Source organism: Nocardia sp. NPDC088792 (assembly GCF_044750615.1).
In the GTDB taxonomy this organism is placed as follows: Bacteria; Actinomycetota; Actinomycetes; order Mycobacteriales; family Mycobacteriaceae; genus Nocardia.
In genome coordinates, this window is sequence record NZ_JBIVKC010000003.1 from 511,922 (window position 1) to 536,180 (window position 24,259).

General features: G+C 68.4%; 23 protein-coding genes. 11 read left to right on the forward strand and 12 right to left on the reverse strand.

All coding sequences use genetic code 11. From position 1 onward, the window contains the following. Window positions 1-191: 191 nt before the first annotated feature. Window positions 192-1,496: a hypothetical protein gene (locus tag ACIP5Y_RS19985; RefSeq protein WP_400351739.1), complete on the reverse strand. Its 1,305-nt coding sequence runs from the start codon at window positions 1,494-1,496 to the stop codon at window positions 192-194. A 128-nt stretch (window positions 1,497-1,624) separates the two neighbouring features. On the opposite strand from ACIP5Y_RS19985, the gene ACIP5Y_RS19990 reads away from it, so the two are divergent. Beyond that, on the forward strand, window positions 1,625-2,176 hold the full coding sequence (locus ACIP5Y_RS19990; protein ID WP_400351740.1) for a TetR/AcrR family transcriptional regulator: 552 nt from the start codon (window positions 1,625-1,627) through the stop codon (window positions 2,174-2,176). A gap of 136 nt (window positions 2,177-2,312) precedes the next feature. On the opposite strand, the gene ACIP5Y_RS19995 is transcribed toward ACIP5Y_RS19990, so the two are convergent. The 3 genes from ACIP5Y_RS19995 to ACIP5Y_RS20005 form a co-directional block, all read right to left on the reverse strand. Continuing rightward, window positions 2,313-2,849 (reverse strand): YbhB/YbcL family Raf kinase inhibitor-like protein, encoded by a 537-nt coding sequence (locus ACIP5Y_RS19995; RefSeq protein WP_400351741.1) that lies wholly within the window; start codon window positions 2,847-2,849, stop codon window positions 2,313-2,315. 16 nt (window positions 2,850-2,865) lie between these two features. Further along, window positions 2,866-4,215 (reverse strand): M20/M25/M40 family metallo-hydrolase, encoded by a 1,350-nt coding sequence (locus tag ACIP5Y_RS20000; RefSeq protein WP_400351742.1) that lies wholly within the window; start codon window positions 4,213-4,215, stop codon window positions 2,866-2,868. Between the two features lie 149 nt (window positions 4,216-4,364). Then, on the reverse strand, window positions 4,365-5,582 hold the full coding sequence (locus ACIP5Y_RS20005; RefSeq protein ID WP_400351743.1) for a hypothetical protein: 1,218 nt from the start codon (window positions 5,580-5,582) through the stop codon (window positions 4,365-4,367). Between the two features lie 315 nt (window positions 5,583-5,897). Here ACIP5Y_RS20005 and ACIP5Y_RS20010 point away from each other — a divergent pair, with 315 nt between their 5' ends. Next, window positions 5,898-7,442, forward strand: a complete 1,545-nt coding sequence (locus tag ACIP5Y_RS20010; protein ID WP_400351744.1) for an FAD-dependent monooxygenase — start codon at window positions 5,898-5,900, stop codon at window positions 7,440-7,442. A gap of 76 nt (window positions 7,443-7,518) precedes the next feature. Here the strand turns inward: ACIP5Y_RS20010 and ACIP5Y_RS20015 are convergent, their stop codons facing one another. Continuing rightward, entirely contained in the window at window positions 7,519-7,875 is a 357-nt protein-coding gene (locus ACIP5Y_RS20015) for a winged helix-turn-helix transcriptional regulator (protein ID WP_400351745.1), read from the reverse strand. A 143-nt stretch (window positions 7,876-8,018) separates the two neighbouring features. Between ACIP5Y_RS20015 and ACIP5Y_RS20020 the strand changes: the two genes are divergently transcribed. Then, window positions 8,019-8,903, forward strand: a complete 885-nt coding sequence (locus ACIP5Y_RS20020; RefSeq protein WP_400351746.1) for an NAD(P)-dependent oxidoreductase — start codon at window positions 8,019-8,021, stop codon at window positions 8,901-8,903. A 7-nt stretch (window positions 8,904-8,910) separates the two neighbouring features. Here ACIP5Y_RS20020 and ACIP5Y_RS20025 read toward each other — a convergent pair whose 3' ends face one another. The 5 genes from ACIP5Y_RS20025 to ACIP5Y_RS20045 form a co-directional block, all read right to left on the reverse strand. After that, complete coding sequence (locus ACIP5Y_RS20025; protein WP_400351747.1) at window positions 8,911-10,134, reverse strand: hypothetical protein; 1,224 nt, start codon at window positions 10,132-10,134, stop codon at window positions 8,911-8,913. Window positions 10,135-10,137: 3 nt separating this feature from the next. Beyond that, on the reverse strand, window positions 10,138-10,359 hold the full coding sequence (locus ACIP5Y_RS20030; RefSeq protein ID WP_397009396.1) for a hypothetical protein: 222 nt from the start codon (window positions 10,357-10,359) through the stop codon (window positions 10,138-10,140). Between the two features lie 121 nt (window positions 10,360-10,480). Then, window positions 10,481-12,847, reverse strand: coding sequence for a GMC family oxidoreductase N-terminal domain-containing protein (locus ACIP5Y_RS20035; protein WP_400351748.1), 2,367 nt, complete (start codon window positions 12,845-12,847; stop codon window positions 10,481-10,483). 10 nt (window positions 12,848-12,857) lie between these two features. Then, a complete protein-coding gene (locus ACIP5Y_RS20040; protein ID WP_400351749.1) occupies window positions 12,858-13,892 on the reverse strand; it encodes a hypothetical protein in 1,035 nt (344 codons plus the stop codon). Window positions 13,893-14,171: 279 nt separating this feature from the next. Next, window positions 14,172-14,897: a FadR/GntR family transcriptional regulator gene (locus ACIP5Y_RS20045; protein WP_400351750.1), complete on the reverse strand. Its 726-nt coding sequence runs from the start codon at window positions 14,895-14,897 to the stop codon at window positions 14,172-14,174. Between the two features lie 228 nt (window positions 14,898-15,125). On the opposite strand from ACIP5Y_RS20045, the gene ACIP5Y_RS20050 reads away from it, so the two are divergent. From ACIP5Y_RS20050 to ald, 6 genes are all read left to right on the forward strand, one after another. Further along, window positions 15,126-16,256, forward strand: a complete 1,131-nt coding sequence (locus tag ACIP5Y_RS20050) for a glycosyltransferase (protein ID WP_400351751.1) — start codon at window positions 15,126-15,128, stop codon at window positions 16,254-16,256. 227 nt (window positions 16,257-16,483) lie between these two features. After that, a complete protein-coding gene (locus ACIP5Y_RS20055; RefSeq protein WP_400351752.1) occupies window positions 16,484-17,671 on the forward strand; it encodes an anion permease in 1,188 nt (395 codons plus the stop codon). 14 nt (window positions 17,672-17,685) lie between these two features. Next, window positions 17,686-17,976, forward strand: coding sequence for a hypothetical protein (locus ACIP5Y_RS20060; RefSeq protein ID WP_400351753.1), 291 nt, complete (start codon window positions 17,686-17,688; stop codon window positions 17,974-17,976). A 4-nt stretch (window positions 17,977-17,980) separates the two neighbouring features. Beyond that, a complete protein-coding gene (locus tag ACIP5Y_RS20065) occupies window positions 17,981-18,283 on the forward strand; it encodes a DUF3349 domain-containing protein (RefSeq protein WP_400351754.1) in 303 nt (100 codons plus the stop codon). Window positions 18,284-18,315: 32 nt separating this feature from the next. After that, window positions 18,316-18,627, forward strand: coding sequence for a DUF3349 domain-containing protein (locus tag ACIP5Y_RS20070; protein ID WP_400351755.1), 312 nt, complete (start codon window positions 18,316-18,318; stop codon window positions 18,625-18,627). Window positions 18,628-18,816: 189 nt separating this feature from the next. Then, the gene (gene ald / locus ACIP5Y_RS20075) at window positions 18,817-19,923 is read left to right on the forward strand and encodes an alanine dehydrogenase (RefSeq protein ID WP_400351756.1); all 1,107 of its coding nucleotides are present in this window, start codon (window positions 18,817-18,819) and stop codon (window positions 19,921-19,923) included. 182 nt (window positions 19,924-20,105) lie between these two features. On the opposite strand, the gene ACIP5Y_RS20080 is transcribed toward ald, so the two are convergent. After that, window positions 20,106-20,591, reverse strand: a complete 486-nt coding sequence (locus ACIP5Y_RS20080; protein WP_400351757.1) for an Lrp/AsnC family transcriptional regulator — start codon at window positions 20,589-20,591, stop codon at window positions 20,106-20,108. Between the two features lie 275 nt (window positions 20,592-20,866). Between ACIP5Y_RS20080 and ACIP5Y_RS20085 the strand changes: the two genes are divergently transcribed. Together ACIP5Y_RS20085 and ACIP5Y_RS20090 are read left to right on the forward strand one after the other, a co-directional pair. Next, window positions 20,867-22,195 carry a winged helix-turn-helix transcriptional regulator gene (locus ACIP5Y_RS20085; protein WP_400351758.1) on the forward strand — a complete coding sequence of 443 codons (1,329 nt, stop codon included), beginning with the start codon at window positions 20,867-20,869 and terminating at the stop codon, window positions 22,193-22,195. Window positions 22,196-22,267: 72 nt separating this feature from the next. Beyond that, window positions 22,268-22,642, forward strand: coding sequence for a VOC family protein (locus ACIP5Y_RS20090; protein ID WP_400351759.1), 375 nt, complete (start codon window positions 22,268-22,270; stop codon window positions 22,640-22,642). 90 nt (window positions 22,643-22,732) lie between these two features. On the opposite strand, the gene ACIP5Y_RS20095 is transcribed toward ACIP5Y_RS20090, so the two are convergent. Next, a complete protein-coding gene (locus ACIP5Y_RS20095; protein ID WP_400351760.1) occupies window positions 22,733-24,172 on the reverse strand; it encodes an amino acid permease in 1,440 nt (479 codons plus the stop codon). Window positions 24,173-24,259: the final 87 nt, after the last annotated feature.

The following is a 24,259-nucleotide window of genomic DNA, read 5'->3' on the forward strand; positions in this document are numbered from 1 at the left end:
TGCACCCCTCGTGCAGGGCCACAGCCGATCGCCGCCACGGCCACAGCCGATCGCCGCCACGGCCACAGCCGATCGCCGCCACGGCCACAGCCGATCGCCGCCACGGCCACAGCCGATCGCCGCCACGGCCGACGTAATCACAGGCAAGGCCCCACCGGATCGCACTGGCGCGGTGATAACGGATGAGCGCCTCACCCACGCAGCGCGGCCGCTGATACCCGATCCAGCTGCGCACGCATCGCCGCCCCCACCCGGTCCAGCTGCGCGTGACTGTGTTCGGCGGTGTCGTATTCGACCTGAATGGTCATCCGATCGCCGACGGTGAAGATGGTCATCTTCGGCGGCATGCTCGCGGCCATCGCGAACACGTCGTCGCGGACCCATTCCACGCCCGCCGGGATCGAATGCGCGGGCAGCCGGCCGATATTCGACAAGGCGATGCTCGGGCCACCGGTCAGGATGGCCGTGGTCGCCGGGTCGAGCGGCCGGTGCGATGCGCGCATGAACAGCGCCGGGAAGCGAGTGTCCAGCACCTGCCGCATGCCCGCCTCGACGGCGTGCGCGAGCTCGAGCGGATCGGCGTCGCGATCCACCAGCGCGGGCGTCCCGGCCCCGGACGCGCAGTTGAGAATCGTGGCGTCCGGCAAGGGCGGTGCGAGCACGCCGCGCAGGTCGGCCGCGTGCCCGCAGATCATCGGCAGCGCGCCCGGATTCGCGTCGAGTTCGGCGCGCACGGCCGCCAGCGCGGCCCCGCCGAGCAGGCTGTTCACCGAAACCCCTTGCTCGCGTGCGATGTCCACCAGCGCCGTGGTCTGCGCCGCGTCCAGACTGATGCGCCGCAGGGCGAGTCGCCCGTCGGGATCCTCGACACCGTCGAGCGGCAGGGTGCGCGGGGCGGCCTCGGGTCCCAGGCTCGCGGCCAGCCGCAGCACCTGGCCGAGGAAGCCGTCGATCTCGTCCTCGGTGATGACCTGCGCCAGTTGGATGTCCACGCCCGGCACCAGCTCACGATCGGAATCACCCACCGGCAGTGGCGATCCGGCCAGCTGCGCGGTGTAGCGCCGCCACATCTCATCGAGCAGTGCGAAGGCCGAGCGGCCGTCGCTGATGCCGTGGTGCAGGATCAGCACGATGCGGGTGCAGTCCGCGCCGTGCAACAGCACCGCCCGGAACAGGCCGGCGCCCCAGTCCTGGCGGGTGTTCACCAGCTCCCGGTATTCGTCTCCGCCGCCCGCGCGCACCTCCAGCGCGGGCACATAGGTGTCGTCGGTCTCGAAAACCTTGGTGCCGTCGGCGTTCTCGATCACGCGGCTGCGCAGCAGCACATGCCCGGCGGCGAGTTCGCCGAGCACTCGCCGCAGCAGTTCCGGGTCGATGCGGCCGCGCACGGTGCTGCCGATGAATAGCGGCATGCCGCCGATGGGCACGCTGCCCAGGCGAGTGTCGTGGCCGAAATAGCCGATTTCGAAGGGGGACAAGGGGCGTCGCTCGGTCATGGTTCGAACTCCCGTGTGGTGATGCGCTGACTCCTCGAACCATACACACGTTTCAAACAACTGTCACAAACGTATGTTTGAAACCAATGTCACAAACATGCGTTCCACAGCGCTGCTACCCTGGGCGCGTGGGAACCCGAGAAGATCTACTGGCCGGCGCCAAACAGTGCCTGGCCGAACGCGGCCTGGCCCGTACCACCGTGCGCGATATCGTCGCCGCCTCCGGCACCAACCTGGCCGCCATCAACTATCACTTCGGCACCCGCGACAAACTGCTGAACCAGGCCATGCTCGAGTCGACCGCCGAGGCCGTGAGCCACCTGCTCGACACCCTGCCCGCGGACACCGAACTCGATTCGGCAGGCCGGCTGAGCAGCTTCTGGACCAAACTGCTGGCCTCGTTCGTGAGCGACCGCGCCATCTGGTCGGCCAATGTCGAATCCCTCGCCCACGCACTGCACTCCCCCGAGGTGCGCGCGGAAATCGGTGCGGCGCAACAACTCGCCCGCGACGGCCTGTCCCGCGACCTCGGCAACGACAACCCCGAGGTCGGCATGTTGCTGCAGAGCCTCATCGTCGGCCTGCTGGTGCAATCGCTCGTGAACCCCGACCACGCCCCGACCGCCGAATCCATCGCCTCGGGCATACGCGCCCTGGCCGACCTCTCCACCCCCCACTGACCGCTTCGCGAGTGGGAACTCATGGAGTAAGCCACTCGCGAAATGCCGCAACAGCTTCCCGCTCGGTGAAAGGCCGGGCTGGAAGCGCGTGTGGCCCCGAGCGATTCGCTCGGGGCCACACGGACGTGGTGCGGTGTTACTTCTGTTCGTGCGTGCCGATCAGGACGGCGCGGCCGATGGCGTTCATGAACAGGTTGAACCCCAGGTAGGCCGGGGAGGAGTGCGCGTCGACCTCGAGGGCCTCCACACCGACCGCGTGCACCACCACGAAGTAGCGGTGCGCGCCGTGCCCGGCAGGCGGGAAGGCGCCGGTGTATTCGCGCAGGCCCACATCATTGGGCAGCACGACCGTGCCGGCGGGCAGGCTGCCGCCCTTGCTGCCCTGCCCGGTCTCCAGGCTGGTGGTGGTGGCCGGGATATTGGCGACCACCCAGTGCCAGAAGCCGGAGGCGGTGGGTGCGTCCGGGTCGTACACGGTGACGGCGAAACTCTTGGTCTCGGCGGGGAATCCGGACCAGCTCAGCTGTGGGGAGACATCCTTGCCGCCGGCGCCGCCGAGGGCGCTGACCTGGTCGAGGTGCAGCGGCTTGCCCTCGCTGATGTCGGTGGAGGTGAGGGTGAACTCGGGCAGCCGGGGCAGCGGCGCGTACGGGTTGTACGAATAGTCGGGCACGAACGGTCCTTTCGAGTCAGCTGTGCAGCAGGAAGTGTTCCAGCACGCGGGTGCCGAATTCGAGCGATTCCACCGGAACCCGCTCGTCGACCCCGTGGAAGAGCGCCGAGAAGTCCAGGTCCGGCGGCAGTTTCAGCGGTGCGAAGCCGAAGCAGCGAATGCCCAGGCGCGCGAACGCTTTCGCATCGGTGCCGCCGGAGAGCATGTAGGGCACGGTACGCCCGTGCGGATCGTGGGCGAGCACCGCATCGTTCATGGCGTCGACGAGGTGGCCGTCGAAAGTGGTTTCGTAGGAGTCGAGTTTGGTGATCCACTCGCGTTCCACATCGGGCCCGATGAGGGCGTCGACCTCACGCTCGAATTCGGCCTGCCGGCCCGGCACCACCCGGCAGTCGACGACGGCCTCCGCGGTCTGCGGAATGACATTGGCCTTGTAGCCGGCCTGCAGCATGGTCGGGTTGGCGGTGTCGCGCAGGGTGGCGCCGATGATGCGGGAGATGGTGCCCAGCTTGGCCAGCTGGCCTTCGATATCCGGGCTCTGCGGATCGAAGGACAGCCCGGACTCCTCGGTGACGGCGGCCAGGAATTCGGCGACCGAGTCGGAGACGACCAGCGGGAAGGTGTGCGTGCCCAGGCGTGCGACGGCCTGCGCGAGGATGGTGACGGCATTGTCCTCGTGCAGGAACGAGCCGTGCCCGGCGCGGGCCTTGGCGCGCAGGCGCATCCAGCCCAGGCCCTTCTCGGCGGTCTCCACCAGGTACAGGCGGCGTTCGCTGCCGTCCGGGCGCGGCACGGTGAGCGAGAAGCCGCCGACCTCGCCGACCGCCTCGGTGACGCCGTCGAACAGGTCGGGCCGGTTGTCGACGAGCCACTGTGCGCCCCAACGCCCGCCGTTCTCCTCATCGGCGAGGAAGGCCCACACGATATCGCGCGGCGGCACCGTGCCCTCGAGTTTGAACTGGCGGGCGACGGCCAGCATCATGCCGACCATGTCCTTCATATCGATGGCGCCGCGTCCCCACACGTAACCGTCGCGGACCGCGCCGGAGAACGGGTGCACGCTCCAGTCGGAGGCTTGGGCGGGCACGACGTCGAGGTGCCCGTGCATCATGAGCGCGCCGCGGCTGGAGTCCGCGCCCTTCAACCGCGCGAACACATTGCCGCGCCCGGGCGCCCCGGATTCGACGTATTCGGTGGTGTAGCCGGCTTGGTGCAGCTGATCGGCCACCCATTGCGCGCATTCGCGCTCGCCCTTGGTGGTTTCCAGTTCGCCGGTATTGGAGGTGTCGAACCGGATCAGCGCGCTGACCAGGTCCACCACTTCCGAGACGGCGCGGGAGGTGCGGGTTTCGGCGGTTTCGGACACGTCCCTTTCCTACCACTTGGCGGACGAGCCGTGCCCGGCCGCCGTCCGCATACTCCTCCCCCGCCGCAGGTGAGCAGCCGCGCACCGAGTTGAAATCACCCGTCGCACAAGCCTTCCCACCCTGTGAGCCCGCAGGTCGGGCGCTCGGGTCAGCGGAGCAGGCGGATGGTGGTGGTGAGGGTGGCGAGCAGGGGGTCGAGGCGCTGGTCGGTGACGCGGCGTTCGAGGAGGTCGGAGTCCAGGCGGGTGCTGGTGGCCCAGAGTTCGCCCAGGCGGGCCTGGACGTCGACGTCGGTGGCGGCGAGCAGCCACAGCAGCGGCGCCCACAGGCGGGCGGCCTGGGCGATGGCGGGGAGCATTAGCAGGGTGGGGGTGTCGAGCTGGGTGAGGCGCAGCCCGGCGCGTCGGCGGACTTCCTCGGGGGTGCGGGCCAGTGGTTCGAGGACGCCGCGCCAGACGGCGAGATCGCTGGTGCCGTCGACGGCGGTGACCATGGGTTCGGCGATATCGGCGATGACCGGGTTGAGGGCCAGGCGGGTGAGTGCGTTCTGGCTGAGATGGCCGAGGAAGCGCAGCATCTCGGGGGTGGCGTCGGCGCCGATATAGGTGGTGAGCAGGTCGGCGATGGCCGAGGGCGGGGCGACGTCGAAGAGGATGTCACCGACCGCTGCGATCACATCGGGTTCGCAGCGCGCGAACACCGACAGCGCGGCGAGCCGTAATTCCTTGGAGCCGTTGATGATCGTGCCCAGCATCGCCGGTAATCGCTGCCCGGGCCCGGCGAGCAGGCAGCGCACGACGGCACTGATGCTCTCCCCCGAATAGGCATAAGCCGCCGAACGGATCAGGCCCTCGTCATCGGGCACACCCTCTTCGACCGCCCGGATCAATTCCGGTGTCGCATAAGCGAGAAACGGCCCGGCGGTGATGTAGTCGCGCCGCTGCAGCAGTTCGTTGACGATGGCGACGACCGGTGGAGCGGGCGCGTCGTCGGCGAGCTGGCCGACGGTGCGCGGGTCCAGAAAAGGCGCGCAGTCCGCGGCATACTCGACCTCCATCCGCAGCAGCGCCTCCACGGCCTTGTGCGGATATTGCACGCCGATGGCGCCGGCGGCCCGCCCGGTCATGGTGGGCGGCACGAGCCGCTGCACGATCGGCAGCGAGATACTCAGCGGAATGATCGGCACCAGTTTCGCGATCCGCTCGAAAACCGGTGTGTGCTGGTCGAAGAGGGTGGCGGCGCTGCGCTGCTGGAGTTCGTGCAGTCGTCGCGGCCCGAGTTTCTCCAGGTGCGCGATGCGGTCGACGGGGACGTGCAGGGTGCGGGCGAGCAGCACGAGCTGGGCTCGGGTGACCAGATCCGTCATAGGCCGGGCCGGGTCGTTCTGGCTCGGCAACCCTCGAATTCGGCTGTGGCAGACATGTTTTCCCCGTTTCCCGGCCGTCTGGGTCAGATGCCCCGGTATTGACCGCCCATCATAGGGCGGTAATCCGGCCGAAAAATCCAAAAAGGTCCATACTCCCTGCCCACGGTGCTGCCGGCCGTGCGGCTTCCCCGCCGAGTGGCACCTGAGCGTCATGACACGCCGCGGATCCGCGCGCTCAGGTGCCACTCGCCGATGCAAGCGCGATGCCAGCACAGTGCAAGGGCGCAGCAATCGGGGGTGGGCACAGTCGGAGTCATGAACGAGACACACGATGTGGTGATTGCCGGAGCCGGGCCGGTCGGACTCATGCTGGCGGGCGAATTGCGGCTGGCGGGCGTGGATGTGATCGTGCTGGAACGACTTGCGGAACCGGACCTGACGATCAAGGCGGGGTCGATCAATGTGCCCACCGCGCAGGCGCTCGGGCGGCGCGGACTGAGCCCGGAACTGGCCGCCGCGCAAGAGGAAGGCCGCCGGCAGATGGCGAAGTTCTTCGCCGGCGCCGCTCCGCGCTCCGGGGCCGCGGCGCCGACGATGCCGAAGCGGCAGGGCGTGGGCGCGCATTTCGCCGGGATCATGCTCTGGGCCGACAATCTCGACCCCGAGGAGCCGGCCTTCGCCGATCTCGGGCCGGCCGCCGACAATCGCGTGCTGTCCCAGCAGGACATCGAAGCCATCCTCGCCCGCTGGGTCGGCGAGCTCGGGGTGCCGGTGCGCCGCGGCGTCGAGGTGCGCGGATTCACCGATGACGGTGTCGGTGTCACGATCGACACCGGCGCGGGCGCCATCCGCGCGAGCTGGCTGGTCGGCTGCGACGGCGGCCGCAGCACCGTGCGCAAACTGGCCGGCTTCGACTTCCCGGGCCTGGGCCCCGAGATCACCGGCCACCAGGCCGTGGTCGAGATGACCGGGCACGAGAACGTCCCCGTCGGCTGGCACGACACCCCCACGGGTGTCTATGTTCTCGGCCCCATGCCGGGCCGGTTCCTCACCGTGGAATTCGACGGCCCGCCCGCCGACCGCGACACCCCGATCACCGCAATCGAACTCGAGAACAGCCTGCGCGCGGTCACCGGCGCCGACATCCGGGTCAGCGCGGTGCATTCGGCGACCCGTTTCACCGACAACACCCGCCAGGTCACCGAGTACCGCAAGGGCCGCGTCCTGCTGGCCGGGGATGCCGCGCACGTGCATTCACCGTTCGGCGGACAGGGATTGAACCTCGGCATCGGGGATGCGGTGAACCTGGGCTGGAAGCTGGCCGCGGTGGTGCGCGGTCGGGCCCCGGAAGACCTGCTCGACACCTACACTCGCGAACGTCACCCGATCGGGCAGTGGGTGCTCGAGTGGACCCGTGCGCAGATCGCGGTGATGCGCACCGACGAACGCAGTCGCGCCATGCGCGGCGTGCTCACCGAGTTGCTCGATTCGCGGTCCGCCACCACGGCGATCGCGAAGAAGCTACTCGGTGTCCTGCAGCGCTACGACCTGGGCGATGACCATCCCGCGGTCGGCAAGGCCACCCCCGATTTCACGCTGGCCGACGGCACCTACGTCTCCGATCATTTCGCCGCCGGCAACGCCGTTCTGTTCGATCTCGCCGACAGCCCGGCGCTGCGCGCCGCAGCCGCACCCTGGTCGGATCACGTCCGCGTGGTCACCGTCAAATCCGTTGAGGCACGCGAACTCTCGTCCCTGCTGGTCCGCCCGGACGGCATCGTGGCCTGGGTGTCGCCGGACGGCCGCACCGACGGCCTGGAGGCCGCCCTCGAGCGCTGGTTCGGCCGCCCCGCACGGTAACCCGGCCCGGCGGCGACCCTGGACGTGCGGGACCCGGGTCCTTGCCGTGCTCGAGGCCGCCGATCGGATCGCGCCGCTAGGCGACCCCGTGCACGCGCTGGGCGCCGATGCGGTCGATGCGGCGTTTACCCCACTCGCCCAGCGCGGCGAGGGCGGCGTTGAGGGCGCGGCCCTCCGCGGTCAGCGAATACTGCACGCGCGGAGGGATTTCCGCGAACACTTCGCGGTCGACGATGCCGTCCTCGGCGAGTTCGCGCAGGTGCTGGTTGAGCATCTTCTCCGAGACGCCGGGGAGGTTGCGGTGCAGCTCGCCGAAGCGGCGGGTGCCGTGGGCGTGCAGTTCCCACAGGATCAGCGACTTCCATTTGCCGCCGAGGACGTCCATGGCGGCGTCGATGCCGCAGAAGTATGGCCCTGATCTCTTTTCGCCCATGGTCGCCTCTCCTAGCTGGATACACACCTTCCGGTCAGTAGCTGCGGGGAAAGTGCGTACTTGTGGGGCAACACCGTAACCGGGAGTCTCGATTCCAGCGCGCGCCACCATCGACCACGGATTCGACGAGGAGTTGACCGGTTATGACGAAGACCCAGTACGGCACGGTGACGGTGCTCGGGCTCGGCGCCATGGGGCGAGCACTGGTGCTCGTGCTGCGGAAGGCGGGCGTGGCGACCACGGTGTGGAATCGCACGCCGGGCCGGGATGCGGAAGTGGTTGCCGCGGGCGCGGGATCGGGTGACTCGGCGGCTGCGGCGGTGCGGGCGGGTGAGTTGGTGATCACCGTGCTGTTCGATCACGCCTCGGTGCACGAGATGCTGGATCCGATCGCGGCCGAATTGCGCGGGAGGCAGTGGCTCAACCTGACGACGACCTCACCGGAGCAGTCGCGGGAGCTGGCGCTGTGGGCGGCGGCGCACGGAATCGAGTTCCTCGACGGCGGAATCATGGCGGTGCCGGCCATGATCGGCGCCGACGGGGCGGCCGTGCTCTACAGCGGCTCGCGCAGCGTGTTCGAGGCATATCGAGGGCTGCTGGAATTGTTCGGTGCCGCCGATTATTTCGGCGAGGACGCCGGTGCGGCGGCGGTATGGGATTTCGCGCTGCTGGCGAACATGTACGCCATGTTCGGCGGGTTCTTCCAGGGTGCCGCGTTGGCCGGCGCCGCCGGGATCAGTGCCACGGACTTCGCGGCCCGTGCGGTCCCGTGGGTGAGTGCCATGACGCATACGCTGCCCGCCTATGCGCGCATCATCGATTCGGGTGACTACACCGCGGAAGTGTTCCAGGATCTGGTCTTCACCAAGGCCGCCCTCGAGGCGCTCACGACCGCGGCCCGTGACGCCGGGGTCACCACCGAACCCCTGGACGGCCTCACCGGCCTGGTCGATCGTCAGATCGGGAACGGTCATGGCGCGGCCGCATTCGAGCGCACCGTCGAGGAACTACGCCCCGCCGCACGCTGATCCGGCGTTATTGCGTGATCTGCAAGGTTGCGGCGAGTGTCGTGAGCTGGTCGGTGAGTCCGAGGTCGGCGATGCGCAGTTCGATTTCGTTGCGCTCCAAGGCCGGCAGGGCCGACCACAGTTCGCCGATGCGGGATTGCGCGTCGGGTTCGGCGGCGGCGATCACCTTCAGGGCCGGGGGCCACAGGTGTTCGGTGGTGAGGATGGTCGGCAGCTGGGCCAGGGTGGCGGTGTCGAAATGTGAGACCTGGCCGGCGATGCGGCGGGCAGTCGGTGTCGGGGTGCGTTCGGCCAGTTCCAGGAGTCCGCGCCAGACGGCGGGTTCGGTGTCGCCGTCGAGGACGGTGGTGACCGCGTCGATGGCCTGCGGGTCGGCGACGATGGGGTTGGCGGCCAGCAGGTCCAGGGCCGCGGGGCTCAATCGGCCGATGAAGCGCAGGGTTTCGGGGATCGCGCCCGCGGCGATGAAGGTCTCGGTGAGGTCCGCGATCTCCTCGGCGGTGCCGACGTCGAAGAGGATGTCGCCGATGGCGGCGATGACATCGGCATCGCAGCGCGCGAACACCGACAGTGCCGCCAGGCGCAGTTCCTTGGACCCGTGCAGGATGGTCTGCACGAGTTTCGGGATGCGCCGGGCCTCACCCGCGAGCAGGTGGCGGATGATGATGCTGATGTTCTCCCCGGAATAGGAGAACGACGCCGAGCGGATGAGTCCCTCGTCGTCGTGCACGTCCTCTTCGACGGCGCGCACCAATTCCGGTGTGGCATAGGCCAGGAAGGGGCCGGCGGTGATGTAGTCGCCGCGGCGCAGCAGTTCGTTGATGATGCGCATGACCGGTTCGGTCGGTGCGATATCGGCGAGCTGCCCGACACTGTGCGGGTCCATGAAGGGTGCGGCCTCGGCGGCGTAACCGGGGTCGAGCATGCCGACGGCCTCGGCGGCCTTCCGGGGATGGTCGACGCCGATCGCGCCGGCCGCGCGGCCCGCCATCACCGGTGGCACCATGCGCTGCACCAGTGGCAGCGAGATGCTCAGCGGGATGATCGGCACCAGCAGGGTGAGCCGGGAGAAGGTCTGATTGTGCTGGGCGAAAATGACTTTCGCCAGGCGTTCCTGCAGGTCGTGCAGGTTCGCGGCGCCGAGCTTCTCCAGGTAGGCGAGGCGGTCGGCGGGCACGTGCAGGGTGCGGGACAGCAGTTCGAGCTGCGCCCGGGTTACCAGATCGCTCATCGCCTATCCCAGCTTGTTCCCGAACATGATCTTCTTCGCGGCCGTTCGCAACGGCCACGGCAGGGCGCCGACGGTCTTGTCGACCGCCTCCACCATGGCGGTGGTCTCGGCCTGCTGTGCGTCGCGGAACATGCCGAGCAGATCGGCTGTCTCCTGATCGGTCAGCAGATCCAGCGCGGCCACCGGCCCACCCAGCGCCTGCTCCAGTTCGGCTCTCGCACCCATGACGTCTCCCCTTGTCCCCCGCCCCGTTGTGACAGCGGGTGCCCCCACTTGATCACAGATTTCGCTTACGCGACAAGGGATCAGCAATGGACATTCGAGTCGAAGCGGGAATTCGGGTCGATCACCCCAATTCGGCGGCGATCGCGTCGGCCGCCCGCAAGGCGAAAGCCATAATGGTGACCTGCGGATTGACCCCCAGCGAGGTCGGCACCACCGACCCGTCGGCGATATACAAGCCGCGCGTGCCGAACACGCGATGCTCGAAATCGACCACGGCCGTCCGCGCCCCGGCGCCCATGCGTGCGGTGCCCAGCGGATGCGGGCCCAGCAACCGGAAACTGCGTGGCCCGATCGGGGTCTCGGCCACGGCTCGTGCCTGGGCCAGGGTGCGCACCGGCGCCGAACCCGCGATCGGCAGCGCGACCTGCTGCGCCCCGCCCAGCAGGAACAGCTCGGCCAGCTTCGCGCACGCATGTCGCAGCGCCTCGCGCACGCGTGGTGTCACGCTGTAGCGCACCAGCGTCCGCCCGCCGGGCCCGTGCGAGACGCTGCCGGTCCCGGTATCGCGCACCATGGCCCCGAACTGTTCGGTCCGCGCCCAGGCATTCATCCACTCGGTCAGCAGCGCGCCGTGGAAAGGCAGTGCCGCCGCGGCGAATTGCGGCGGCACCACGACGCCTTCGAAGGTGACCAGCGGATCCCCGAGTCCCGTCACGTGATACCCCTGCGGAATCCCCTGCCACGGCGTGCCCGCATCCCCCATCAACGCGACCGCGCTGAGCGATGGATGCACCGACAGGTTCCGTCCCAGCACCGGCAGCCTGATCCCATTGCGGCGCAACAACAGTGGCGTCAGCAGCGTGCCCGCCGCGACCACGACTGCCCGCGACCGGATTTCGAGGGTCCGCGGCGCACCGTGGGAATCCTGGCCCTCCGCCAGCACTCCGACCGCCCGCGAATCCGACATCAGCACCCGTGTCACCGTGAGGTTGGTGTACAGCTGCGCGCCACCCTGCAACGCCCGCGGCACCCAGCTGACATTGCTGCTGCGCTTGGCATCGGTCGGGCATCCGTACACGCACTGCCCCTGCCCATCACAGCCGGTCGCATTGCGCGGCAGCGGCCCGTGCGCCGCGCCCAGCGTCTCCGCACCCGCCCCGATGATGTCCGCGATCCGCCCCAGATACTTCGGATCCGCCTCGGCGATGCCGAGTTCGGTCGCCACCTCGTCCAGATACGGCCGGAACGCCTCGGGCGTGAAGTCCGATGGAAAGCCCAGCGCCAGCCACTCGTTCAGCACGGCGTCGGGCGTGAGGAAGGCGGTGCCGGAGTTGATGACCGTGGTCCCGCCCACCAGCCGCCCTGTCGCGATGCCCAGTACCGTATTGCCCAGGGCCACATTGAAACCGCCGTCACGCCAATACTTCTGCGTGCGCTCGCCGAGATCGCCGCGGAACTGCGCCCGCCCCGCGTACTCGCCCTCCTCGACCAGCACCACGCCCAAGCCCCGTTCGGTGAGCCGCGCGGCAACAGCCGCACCGCCCGCGCCGGTGCCGACCACCACCACATCGCAGTCGACGACCTCCCGGCGCGAAAGACCGTCCGGGGTGGTCACGTTCGCCATCCAGCCCGGCGTCTGTTCGAGCACGGTGTCGAGATACCGCGGCGCCCCGAGCGCATCGAGGTAGCGCCGGTCGGCGAAATGCGCCACCCGCAGCGAGGATTCGACCGCTTCCACTGCGGGCTCGAGCGCTGGATTGCGCCGCGCGGCCGCGAGCACGGCCTGCCGCGACGTCTGCGGCAACCGGGCCAGGCCCTTGCCGTGCCGTACCCGTGCGGCGGTATCCAGACTCCGCAGGGCCCACCGGATTCCGGACTGCATGAGCGGGGTCATATTGCCGACATAGGAATCGAGCCGGGCAACGGAGTCCGTACCCACCGGCGGCACCATCCCGCCGGGCACGATGAGTGCCTCACCCAACGCGTGCAGGGTCGTCAGCTGGCGGGTGGTGAACGCCTGCACCGGCCGGGTGCCGTCGGGCAGGTCCGAACGCAGTGACGCCCACGGCCGGAACGAGCCCAGGAACCGAGGGAGATCCTTCGACTCGAACCGCATGCGCCCGTGCGCGATCTCCCGGCCCGCACACCACAGCGTGGTGTCCAGATTCGTGAGGCTCGCGTACGGGCGACGCAGCCAGCGCACATCCTTGTGCCCGGTCAGCCGCCAGGCGCGCCCGTCGTCATCGCGGAAATCCAGGTCGTAGGTCATGAGCCGTTTCGTCACCGGCAGCGCCACCAGCGTCCCGGTGACGGCGACCCCATCCACCCACGGTGCGGCACGGACAGTGCCCGTCAGCCGGGCCCGCCCATTGGTGACGAATCCGAGCGCCCGCCCGGATTCGCTGCGCAACTCCATGACCACGGGATGGGCGTGTCCCGCGGCGTCGTAGAGCTCACCGCTCATGGTCTCGAAGAAGGTCAGAGGCATGACTGTTCTCTCAGACGACGGGGCGCACGGCCGGAACCGGCTGTGGAACAAGGAATTCCAGCGCGCCCCCATGCGCGCTGCGCAATTCGAAGGCATTGCCGTTGACGGGTGCGACATGCACCGACACCGCGGCGGTCTTGGAATTGAGGCAATAACTGGTGGCCCGTGCGGGATTTCGGTAGGCCAGGCACACCATCTGGGCGGGATCGGCCACCATGTGCACCGTGGCGCTGCCGTCGCGCCCGCGCATGCGCAACGTCCACTCCGGGAAGGCCAGCCGCGGTCGCTGCCGCCACAGATCCACGATCCGATCGAATCGGTATTCGTCGTCCCCGCGCCGCACCACCAGCATGGAGATCAGCGGCGACACCCGCCCGCCGATCCGGGTCCGCCCCGACGCGCCCTCCATCACCGCGAACGGCGCCCCGTCGCCCGTATCGGTGAAAATGGCCTGCCCCCAGGCGTATTCGGGGCTGTGCTCACTGCCCCAGTTGTGCCCCTGCATGCCGTGCCAGCCGTCGAGATCCCAGCTTTCACCGTCCCATTCGAGCCGGCCGGAAAAGGCCGCGACCGGAAAGGGACTGACCAGCTTGTTGTTCGGTACCGGCGCGTCCAGTAGCCGCGCGGTGGGCAGCATGCACAAAGGCTCACCTGAACCCGGCACCTTCTCGAACGCGAGATCCCAGTCCACGATGGATGTTTCGTCCCGCAATGTCCCCCGCGTCCGACCGCCGGATCCGTGCAGCATCATCCGCAGCGGCCCGATCGACAGCTCCTGTTCGACCGTATCGGGCGCGACCGCGCCGAGATCGAACGCGGCATCGGCCAGCGGGACGTCCCGGCACCATGCGTGCACCCGCTTCCCGTCGAACACGCTGCACCAAGCCTGCGCCACTGCGGTCCCGTCGCGCCCGGTGAGCACTGTCGCCTTGATCCACACGGCCCGCGGTGCGGCCGGATCGTTGGCCCGCACGAACCACGATTCGACGTGATCGGCTGCCGGCCGCAGCCGGGAAGCATTCTGCGCGATGGCGTTCATCGGCATCCTTCGAACGTAATCTTGGCCAGGTGGCCAAGTGGTCAGACCAATATAGCCATCCGCACCGCGACGTCAACAGGGCGATGACCCCGAATCCTCCGCCCAGGCGCCCCGCACCGGGCCGGATTCGGGCGAATCCGCAGAGCGCGGCACGGGCGGTCGAATTCTCCGCCCAGGCGCCGCATCAAACGGCACGCATGTACGCCGAGCGCCTGACCTGGCTGTTCGAGCGGCCGAGGCGCCGGCGACCCGGCTGTGTGCGACGGGACGCGGAGCCGAAGGGAGTCAGGCGTCCTGCCGCCGCGTCTCGCGCAGGAGGCTCTCGAAGCCGGTGGCGGCCAGGGCGAGCAGCTCGTCGGCGGCGGTGCGGGCGGCCGCATCATCCCCGGCGACGACGGCCGCGGTCAGGGCGCGATAGTGGCCGATGCTGCCGACCTCGGGCGCCATGACAGTGGCCAGAGCAGTGACGGCGGGTTCGTAGACCGCACGCAGATCGTTGTAGAGCAACCGATAGACGATGGAGTCCGCGCCGTCGACCAGGTGATCCCAGAAGGTGAGGGCGTGCAGCTGCTGGGCGACCGGATCATGTTCTGCGGCAAGTAGATCCAATGTCACGCCGAGGTCGCCGGCCAACGCCTCCCCAGCGCGCTGCGCGGCCAGCGCCGCCACCTCGCGTCCCAGCGCACGGCGGGTTTCGAGGATCGATCCGATGACAGCGGGATCGGGTTCACCCCGGCGCAGCAGCAACCGGGGCAGCATGTCCATGCCCGCGTGCCGGCGGAAGTCGCGGACCGTGGTGGACCCGCCCTGCCGTACCTCGACCAGCCCACTGTGGGCCAGCCGCTGCAGTGCTTCGCGCACGGTCGGCCGCGAAACCCCCAGCGTCTCGGCGAGTTGCCGTTCGGCGGGGAGCGTGGCGCCGGGGCCGAGTTCACCGGCCAGGACCTCGCCCGCGAGCTGGTCGAACACGGTGTCCGGGACCGTGCGCCGATCGATCCGCTTGAATGCCATGCCGGAACGCTAGGTCCGCGCCACGCAACAGGTCAAGCGGTCTGACCAGTGGTGCGCCGGATGCTCGCTGCGAGGATCGCATTCCGGCACCCCGCAGCCTGCGTTCCACCGGGCCGCAGGCTGCGTAATCCGGTATTCGGCAGGGTTGGCCGGTTCTTCTGCTGGAGTTCACGCGATGTTGGTCGCAGGGGCTGCACGGGTGGACCGTTGAACTGCCACGATCGGCGCGTGCGCATCGTGCAGCTGGCTAATTTCTACGGTCCGCGTTCCGGGGGGCTGCGCACCGCACTGCATCACCTCGGTGCCGGGTATGTGGCGGCGGGTCATGAGGTCGTGTTGATCGTGCCGGGACCGCGCCGCGCCGAGGAGGCGCTCGCCTCGGGGGTCGTGCGAATCACGGTGCCCGCGCCCGCGATTCCGTGGACGGGCGGCTATCGCGCGGCGCATCCGCGCCGGGTGGCGGATGTGCTGTCCGGGCTGCGGCCCGATGTGCTCGAGGTATCGGATCGCCTGACGCTGCGCGGTTTCGGCCGCTGGGCCGGTCGCCGCGATATCGCGAGCGTGATGATCTCCCACGAACGCCTGGATCGCCTGCTCGGGCAGGTACTGCCGGGCCCGGCCGCCCGCCGCGCCGCCGACGCCGCCAATCGCCGCACCGCCCAGAGCTACGACATCGTGGTCTGCACAACCGAATTCGCGCGCGAGGAGTTCCAGCGCATCGACGTCCCCAATGTCGAACTGGTCCCGCTCGGCGTGGACCTGGACATGTTCCGCCCCGACCGCCACGACGATCGCCTGCGCATCGATCTGGGCGCCGCGGACTATCCGCTGCTGGTGCACTGCGGTCGCCTGTCGGTGGAGAAGCGGGTGGATCGCAGCATCGAAGCGGTTGCCGCACTGCGCCGCACGGGCCTGGACGCGCGGCTCATCGTCGCCGGCGACGGCCCGCGCCGCGACGCCCTGGAACGCCGTGCCCGCACCCTGCCGCCGCTGCGCGACGGCCTGTCCTCGGTCCATTTCACCGGATTCATCGACGACCGCATGGCGGTGGCCACCCTGCTCGCCACCGCCGATGTTTCCCTGGCGCCCGGCCCGCACGAAACCTTCGGTCTCGCGGCCCTGGAGGCCCTGGCCGCCGGCACCCCCGTGGTGGCCAGCCGCTCCTCGGCCCTGGCCGATATCGTCACCGCCGATTGCGGAGCGGTGGCCGCGGACGATCCGCGCGCCTTCGCCGCCGCCGTCACCGATGTGCTGTCGCGCCCGGCCGCGCAGCGTCGCCAGGCCGCCCGCAGCCGCGCCGAGCAGTTCACCTGGCCCGCAGCGGTTTCCAGCATGCTGGGCCTGCTCGGTTCGGCCTGAACCCGATCCGCGGGGAAATTGCTCGCACATTGGCTCGATTTCCCGCGATCCCGGCCGGTGAAGGTATGCATTGTGTTACGAAAATCTGTGGTAGGTACCGCAATACGGGCCGCCCCGGTTACGGCCCGGACACCCATCCTGCACGCGGGAAAGCGGGCGGTTGAATATCGAATGAACAGATCCTGTGGAAGCCGCCGCACGGCTGCCGAGGCCCGAGACTATCCCTCGTGAGCGCTGAGTTCATTGTCCTTTTGATCGTGATAATCACTGCCCTGGGCTTCGACTTCACCAATGGTTTCCATGACACGGCGAATGCGATGGCCACCTCCATCGCGACCGGTGCATTGAGCCCGAAGGTGGCGGTCGCCATGTCGGCAGTCCTGAATCTGGTCGGTGCGTTTCTGTCCGTGGAGGTCGCCAAAACGGTCTCGGGCGGGCTGCTCAATATCGGAAACGTCCATCACATGGCCCTGCTGCACGTTGTGTTCGCGGGCCTGGTGGGCGGAATTCTATGGAATCTGATCACCTGGTTGCTGGGAATACCGTCGAGTTCCTCGCATGCTCTCTTCGGCGGATTGATCGGTGCGGCCGTGGCCGCGCTCGGCGCCAGCGGCGTCATCTGGACCGGTAATCAGAGCACCGGTCTGATCAACAAGATCATCGTCCCGGCGGTGCTGGCGCCCTTCGTCGCCGTGCTGGTGGCGGGCCTGGGCACCTTCGTGATCTACCGCCTGACCCGCACGTCGAATCAGGCCAAGGTGTCCAAGGGCTTCCGCTGGGGCCAGATCGGCTCCGCCGCGCTGGTCTCGCTGGCGCACGGCACCAATGACGCGCAGAAGACCATGGGCGTCATCTTCATGGCGCTGGTCGCGCACGGCACCTACACCAACAGCGCCTCCATCCCGGTCTGGGTGAAGGTCTGCTGCGCACTGGCGATCGCGGCCGGTACCTATCTGGGCGGCTGGCGGATCATCCGCACGCTCGGCAAGGGCCTGGTGGAGATCGACTCGCCGCAGGGCTTCGCGGCGGAAACCTCTTCCGCGGCAATCATTCTCACCTCGGCGCAGTTCGGCCTGCCGCTGTCCACCACGCAGACGGCGACCGGTTCCATCCTGGGCACCGGGCTGGGCAAGCCGGGTGCGGAGGTGCGCTGGGGCGTGATGGGTCGCATGACGGTGGCCTGGCTGCTGACGCTGCCGCTGGCCGGTCTGGTCGGTGCGCTGTGCTGGTGGATCGCCGACGCGATCGGCGGACTGGCCGGTGTGGGCGTGGATCTGGTCATCCTGATCGTGCTCGCGGGCTATATGTACCTGCGGTCGCGGCGCAATCCGGTCGACACTTCCAATGTCAACGCCGATTGGGACGAGGGGCTCACGCCGCCCGCCCCGCCGGCCAAGACGTCCGTGGCGGCCTGAGGAGTCCGCGAAACATGCATACCTTCAACGCCATCGCCAAGTCGCTGGGCGAGGTCACGCTCATCGCGCTCGCGCTCGGGGTCGGGGTCCCGGTGATCTTCGGGCTCGGGGTGCGCTTCTGGGCCGCCGAACCCGTGACGGTCAACGGCGCGCCCGCGACGCAGCGCAATCAGCTCACCCAGATCCTCGCCTACGTCCTGTTCGCGATCGCACTGATCGTGGTCGTGGCCGGAATCCTGTACATCGCCAAGGATTTCATCAGCCAGACCTTCGATGTCCAGCTGTTCGGCGCAAAGAAGAAGTGACTACATGACGACGAACCGCTCCCTGCTCGCCACCATCCTGGACTGGCTGCGGGCCGGCTACCCGCACGGCATTCCGCGGGAGGACTATGTCGCGCTGTTCGCGGTGCTGCACCGCAAACTGACCGACCAGGAGGTGGAGGAGATCATCGAACAGCTGGTGACCTCCGATCACGAAATCGACCGGGCTCAGATCGAACACGCCATCTCGCAGCTTGCTCTGGAGAAGCCGGGCGAGGACGATGTGAACCGAGTGGCCGCCCGGCTGGCCGCCGGTGGCTGGCCGCTCGCCGATCCGTTCGACGCCTGAGTTGCGTTCTCGCACAGAGGAAGCGGAGATTCATGGCCTGGTCCGACCTGCTCGCACGCATTGTGGATTGGCTGCGTGCCGGCTATCCGCAGGGGGTGCCGGAGACGGATTACGTGCCACTGTTCGCCCTGCTCTCGCGGCGGCTGTCCGAGGACGAGGTGCGTGAGGTGGTGAGCGCGCTGGTGCAGCGTGGTGCGCTGCCCGCCGACAAGGTGGATGTCGGCGTGCTCATCACCAAACTCACCGACGAGATGCCCCTGGAAACCGATGTGGAACGGGTGCGCACGCATTTGCAGAAGGGTGGCTGGCCGGTCGGCGACGGGTGGTCCGAGTCTTCGAACTGAGAGACTCGGGGCGTCGAAGATGATTCGGTGAGACCCGCCACACCGGCCGAAAATCCGATCATTCGAATGATGAAACAGAACGCTGAAGAATCATCTTCAGCGTTCTGGCATTGATCTCGCAGAATCTTCATACTTCACTCCAACGGCGGCAGTCGCCCCGACGCCCGAGACGACGCACAGGAGTGAAGAATGAAGATCGGTATCCCCCGCGAGGTGAAGAACCACGAGTACCGGGTTGCCTGTACCCCCGCCGGGGTGCACGAGCTGGTCACCCGCGGCCACGAGGTCTACATCGAGACCGGCGCCGGCATCGGTTCCACCTTCGACGACGCGGCCTACACCTACGCCGGCGCCCGCGTGCTCGACACCGCCGACGAGGTCTGGAACATCGCCGACCTGGTCCTGAAGGTGAAAGAGCCCGTCGCCGAGGAGTATTCGCGCCTGCGCCGCGATCAGGTGCTGTTCACCTACCTGCACCTGGCCGCCTCCAAGGAGTGCACCGACGCCCTGCTGAACTCGGGCATCACCTCCATCGCCTACGAAACCGTCACCGGCCGTGACGGTTCGCTGCCGCTGCTGGCCCCCATGAGCGAGGTCGCCGGCCGGCTGGCCCCGCAGGCCGGCTCCTACCACCTGATGCGCAACGGCGGCGGCCGTGGCGTGCTCATCGGCGGCGTGCCCGGCGTGCGGCCCGCGAATGTCGTGGTGCTCGGCGCGGGCGTGTCCGGCCGCAATGCCATCGCCATCGCGCAGGGCATGGGCGCGAATGTGACCGTGCTGGACCTGAACATCACCCGCCTGCGCGAGATCGACGACATGTACCATGGCAAGGTCCGCACCGTCATGTCCAACCGGCTCGAGGTGGAGAACCTGGTGCGCGCGGCCGATATGGTCATCGGCGCGGTGCTGGTGCCCGGCGCGAAGGCGCCCAAGCTGGTCTCCAATGATCTGGTCGCGCAGATGAAGCCGGGCTCGGTGCTGGTGGACATCGCCATCGATCAGGGCGGCTGCTTCGAGGATTCGCACCCGACCACGCACGCCGACCCCACCTACCGGGTGCACGATTCGATCTTCTACTGCGTGGCCAATATGCCCGGCGCGGTCCCGCACACCTCGACCGTGGCGCTCACCAATGCCACGCTCCCGTACGTGGTGGCGCTGGCCGACAAGGGCTGGCGCACCGCGACCGCCGCCGATGCGGGCCTGGCCGCGGGCCTGAGCACCCACGACGGCGTGCTGCTGTCGGAGTCGGTGGCCGAGGCGCACGGCTACGTCGCGCAGAGCTCGGCGGCCTGACCGGTCCCGACCCCGCGGATCCGGTGCCCGGGTTGGGTGCACCGGATCCGTACCACCTTGCGCCGCAGTCGGATTCGCTCGCAGACTCGAATCCGCGTGCGTTGCGCGAGGACCCGGAGCGCCGGCGCCGGCCTCGGAACCCGAGGGCGACGCCGGCGCTCCGGTGTCAGGAGAGCGCTGTGTCAGGAGACGGTGCTAGGGCCGCCCTGGCGCACATGCTCGAAGATGAGGATCGTCTCGGTCGAGGCGACCGCCGGATGCGCACTGAGATTCTCCAGCACGAATCGGCGCAGCTCACCGGAGTTCGCGGTGGCGACATGGATGAGGTAGTCGTCCGCGCCCGCGATGAAGTACACGTTCTCCACCTCCGGCAGCGCGGCCATCTGGTCGCCGAACTGGGCGAGGTGGCTGCGCGCCTCGGCATGCACCCGCACCGCGATCATGGCCTGCAGATCCCGGCCCAGCGCGGCGGGATCGATATCGGCGTGGAAACCGCGGATGACGCCGCGCTCCACCAGCGCGCGCACCCGCCCCAGGCAGGTGGACGGTGCGATACCGGCCTTGTCGGCCAGGGCATTGTTGGTCATCCGCCCGTCGCGGGCGAGTTCGTCGAGCAGTACCCGGTCGATATCGTCGATCGCCGCCGGTGTCGAAGGAACCTTCTTCACAGGTGCACTGTATCGAAGATTATTCACGCACTTTCCTCTCTCTCATCAAAACTTCGAGATCGTCCGGGTCGCGGACGGTCTCGAACAATCGCCGGTTAGGCTCGCTGCGTGGGTACCTACTGGCATGCGGTCACGCCGCCCCCGGTCGCCTGATCGGGCGCACCGGCTGATCTCCGCTTCGCACTCCGGCTGATCCGTTCGCGGCAGCCCGGATACCGTCGTGCGCCCGTTTCGATTCCCTTCCCCACCGGAATTCGACGACGGAGTACCCGACTGTGCCGAATCACCTTGCCACGACCACACTTTCGACATCACACACCACCCCGCGCCGCGGCCCGGCGGCCATCCTGGCCGCCGCTGTCCTGTGGGGCAGCACCGGAACCGCCGCCTCGCTCGCCCCGGCCGGAACCCCCGCGGCCGCCATCGGCTCGGCCGGGCTCGCCCTCGGCGGACTGCTGCTGTTCCTGACCGCCCACGGAGATCGCCTGCGCGGCAACGGGTCCGCGCGCCTGCGCTACCGGCGACCCGAACGCCTGCTGCTGGTCCTCGGCGCGTGCGCGGTGGCCGGATATCCCGTCACCTTCTACCCGGCGGTCGCCCGCACCGGCGTCGCGGTCGCCACGGTGGTGGCGCTGGGCAGCGCCCCGGTCTTCGCTGGATTGCTGACCTGGGCCACCGGCCAGGGCCGCCCGAGCCCCCGCTGGACGGCCGCCACGCTGCTGGCCGTAACCGGTTGCGCCGTACTGGTTCTCGGCCCCGTCCTGCTCGAACACGGTGCGGGCCGCAGCGGCAGCATCGACGTGCTCGGTATCGGCCTGGCGGCCTGCGGTGGCCTCACTTACGCGGTCTACTCCCTGATCGGCGGCAAGCTCATTGCCCGCGGCCACGATTCGTCCCGGGTCATGGGCGCCATGTTCGGACCGGCCGCCCTGCCGGTGCTCCCGGTGATACTCCACGCCGGATTCGCCTGGCTCGCGACCCCCCGCGGCGCGGCCGTCGCCGCACACCTGGCCCTGCTCACCACGTTCCTGGCCTACCGCCTGTTCGGGTACGGCCTGCGCCACACCACCGTTGCCGTCGCCACCACCCTGACGCTGGCCGAACCGGCCGTCGCGGCCGTGCTCGGGGTGAGCGTGGTCGGCGAACGACTCCCGCTGGTGTCCTGGTGCGGGATGGCGATTCTCGCGGCGGGATTGGTGGTGTTGTGTGCGGGTAGCGTGCGACAGGTGGACGCAGACAGTGACCCGATCGCGCCGACCCCGGAGGTCAGCGCGATCGCGAACCAGGTTTTCGGCAATATCGCCAACAAGTGGGCCCTGCTGGTCATCGACGTGCTGGGCGCCGAAACCCTGCGGTTCGGCCAGATCAAGGCGCGCGTGGAGGGAGTGAGTCACAAGATGCTCACCCAGACCCTGCGAAACCTGGAGCGCGACGGCATCATCGAGCGCACCCCGTACGCGACCGTGCCGCCGCGGGTCGACTATCACCTGACCGAGGCCGGGCACGAACTGCAACGGACCGTCCACGGCCTCTGCCACTGGACGCGCAGCCATCTCGACCACATCTCCACTGCCCGGGCGCGTTTCGATTCGGCCGGCTCGTAGTCACCTTCGGGTTCCTTACTCACAAAATAGTGCGTTATTGCTGGTCAGCCGCATCTTTCCTACGGTTCGAGGATGACCATTCTCAAGACCTACGCGCGACTGTGGACCGGGAACCTGGACGAGGCCCTGCCACTGCTGACCGAACTCGTCGGCGCCGCACCGGATCTGCGCCTCGAGTTCGGCCCGGTGGAACTGGCCGCCATCGGTGACTTCCTGGTCATCGCCGGTCCCGCGGCGGCCGCGGCCACGCTGCCCCCGGCGACCACCACCGTGATCGTCAGCGACCTCGAGCAGGTCCATCGGACACTGTCCTCTCACGGTGCGGAAATCACCTTCGGCCCGGCCGTGGGGCCGACCGGGTCGTATCTGTTCGCGCGCCACGCCGATGGTTCCGAAGCCGAGTACGTCCAGTGGAAGCCCGAACTCGAAAACCGGATCCTGCGCTGATATGGCAAGCGGCCGGGTGGGTTGCGGAGGCATACCCACCCGGCCATCCGGGGAATATTGGCGTCGGTTACTCCCCGGAGTCTTTGGGGGTCAAGCAGTTTCGGCGACGGCCGGCGGCGGTGCCGTCTGCGCCAGTTTGGAATGGGTGCGCGAGTAGCCGAAGTAGATGACCAGGCCGACCACCAGCCAGGACACGAACCGCACCCAGGTCTCCCACGGCAGCGACCAGATCAGGTAGATCGAGAACCCGATGCCGACGATCGGCACCACCGGCATGAGCGGCAGCCGGAATTCGCGATGCTCGTCGGGGCGGCGATAGCGCAGCACGATCACCGAGATGCTGACCACGATGAATGCCATCAGGATGCCGATATTCGTCAGCTCCGCAACGGTATTGATGGGCAGCAGGCCCGCCAGGACAGCCGAGCCGATGCCCACGATCCAGGTCACCCGGGTGGGCACCTTGCGCACGGGATGGGTCTTGGCGAACCAGGCCGGCAGCAGACCGTCGCGGCTCATGGCATACCAGACGCGGGTCACGCCGAGCATGAAGGTGAGCACCACGGTGGCGATGCCGACGATCGCGCCGATCGCGATGATGTTCGCGACGCCAGGCAGGCCGACCGACTTGAAGGCCGTGGAGAATCCGCTGGTCGGGCTGATCTCGGTGTACTTCTGCATACCGGTCAGCACCAGCGTCGCCAGCACGTAGAGCACCATGGCGATGGCCAGCGAGTACAGGATCGCCTTGGGCAGATGCTTTCTCGCCTCGGTGGATTCCTCGGCCGCGGTGCTCATGGCGTCGTAGCCGAATACCGCGAAGAACACCGTCGCCGCACCGGTCCACACCGCGCCCGTGCCGTACGGGAAGTAGGGCGAGTAGTTGGCGCTGTTGATGTGGAACACGCCCAGCGCGATGATGAGCAGCACGATCGCGACCTTGATGGCCACGAAGAACGTCTCGAACCGGCCCACGCTGCGGATACCGCGCGAGAGCACCCACGCGGTGCCCAGACAGAACAGCATGGCGAACACGTCGACCACATGCCCGTCGCCGGTCCCGGATGCGCCGAGCATCCAGTGCGGCAACGTGATTCCGATCTGGTCGAGCAGGAAGTTGAAGTAGCCGGAGACGCCGATGGCCACCACCGCGGCCACCGCCACGTACTCGAGCAGCAGATCCCAGCCGATGAACCAGCCGGCCAGCTCACCCAGGGAGACATAGCCGTAGGTGTAGGCCGAGCCGGCCTTGGGGACCATGCCGGTGAATTCCGCGTAGCACAGCGCCGCGCAGGCGCTGGCCACACCGGCGATGAGGAAGGAGACGAGTACCGCGGGCCCGGTGGTCTTGTTGGCCACCGAACCGGCGAGCGCGAAGATGCCCGCACCGATGATGCCGCCGACGCCGATGGCGGTGAGCTGCCACAGTCCGAGGTGTTTCGAGAGCTTCTGGTCCTCGGCGGTGTCGTCCTCTACCTCTATGAGGGGTTTGCGGCGCAGGATCTGACCGCGCAACTCCGCAATCGACATGCGGCATCCTTTCGTTCTTCCTCCGCGCCCTGCCTCGATGCAGTAACGCAGGTCACACAAGAGCCAGCTCAGCTAATACGACCATGT

Bases quoted from the DNA above. Each gene is read 5' to 3' on its own strand.
- ACIP5Y_RS20010 (WP_400351744.1), top strand. From the start codon at position 5,898: ATGAACGAGACACACGATGTGGTGATTGCCGGAGCCGGGCCGGTCGGA.
- ACIP5Y_RS19985 (WP_400351739.1), bottom strand. From the start codon at position 1,496: ATGACCGAGCGACGCCCCTTGTCCCCCTTCGAAATCGGCTATTTCGGC.
- ACIP5Y_RS20060 (WP_400351753.1), top strand. From the start codon at position 17,686: ATGCATACCTTCAACGCCATCGCCAAGTCGCTGGGCGAGGTCACGCTC.
- ACIP5Y_RS20070 (WP_400351755.1), top strand. From the start codon at position 18,316: ATGGCCTGGTCCGACCTGCTCGCACGCATTGTGGATTGGCTGCGTGCC.
- ACIP5Y_RS20035 (WP_400351748.1), bottom strand. From the start codon at position 12,847: ATGCCTCTGACCTTCTTCGAGACCATGAGCGGTGAGCTCTACGACGCC.
- ACIP5Y_RS20025 (WP_400351747.1), bottom strand. From the start codon at position 10,134: ATGAGCGATCTGGTAACCCGGGCGCAGCTCGAACTGCTGTCCCGCACC.
- ACIP5Y_RS20005 (WP_400351743.1), bottom strand. From the start codon at position 5,582: ATGACGGATCTGGTCACCCGAGCCCAGCTCGTGCTGCTCGCCCGCACC.
- ald (WP_400351756.1), top strand. From the start codon at position 18,817: ATGAAGATCGGTATCCCCCGCGAGGTGAAGAACCACGAGTACCGGGTT.
- ACIP5Y_RS20045 (WP_400351750.1), bottom strand. From the start codon at position 14,897: ATGGCATTCAAGCGGATCGATCGGCGCACGGTCCCGGACACCGTGTTC.
- ACIP5Y_RS20040 (WP_400351749.1), bottom strand. From the start codon at position 13,892: ATGCCGATGAACGCCATCGCGCAGAATGCTTCCCGGCTGCGGCCGGCA.
- ACIP5Y_RS20095 (WP_400351760.1), bottom strand. From the start codon at position 24,172: ATGTCGATTGCGGAGTTGCGCGGTCAGATCCTGCGCCGCAAACCCCTC.
- ACIP5Y_RS20030 (WP_397009396.1), bottom strand. From the start codon at position 10,359: ATGGGTGCGAGAGCCGAACTGGAGCAGGCGCTGGGTGGGCCGGTGGCC.
- ACIP5Y_RS20015 (WP_400351745.1), bottom strand. From the start codon at position 7,875: ATGGGCGAAAAGAGATCAGGGCCATACTTCTGCGGCATCGACGCCGCC.
- ACIP5Y_RS20090 (WP_400351759.1), top strand. From the start codon at position 22,268: ATGACCATTCTCAAGACCTACGCGCGACTGTGGACCGGGAACCTGGAC.
- ACIP5Y_RS20020 (WP_400351746.1), top strand. From the start codon at position 8,019: ATGACGAAGACCCAGTACGGCACGGTGACGGTGCTCGGGCTCGGCGCC.
- ACIP5Y_RS20065 (WP_400351754.1), top strand. From the start codon at position 17,981: ATGACGACGAACCGCTCCCTGCTCGCCACCATCCTGGACTGGCTGCGG.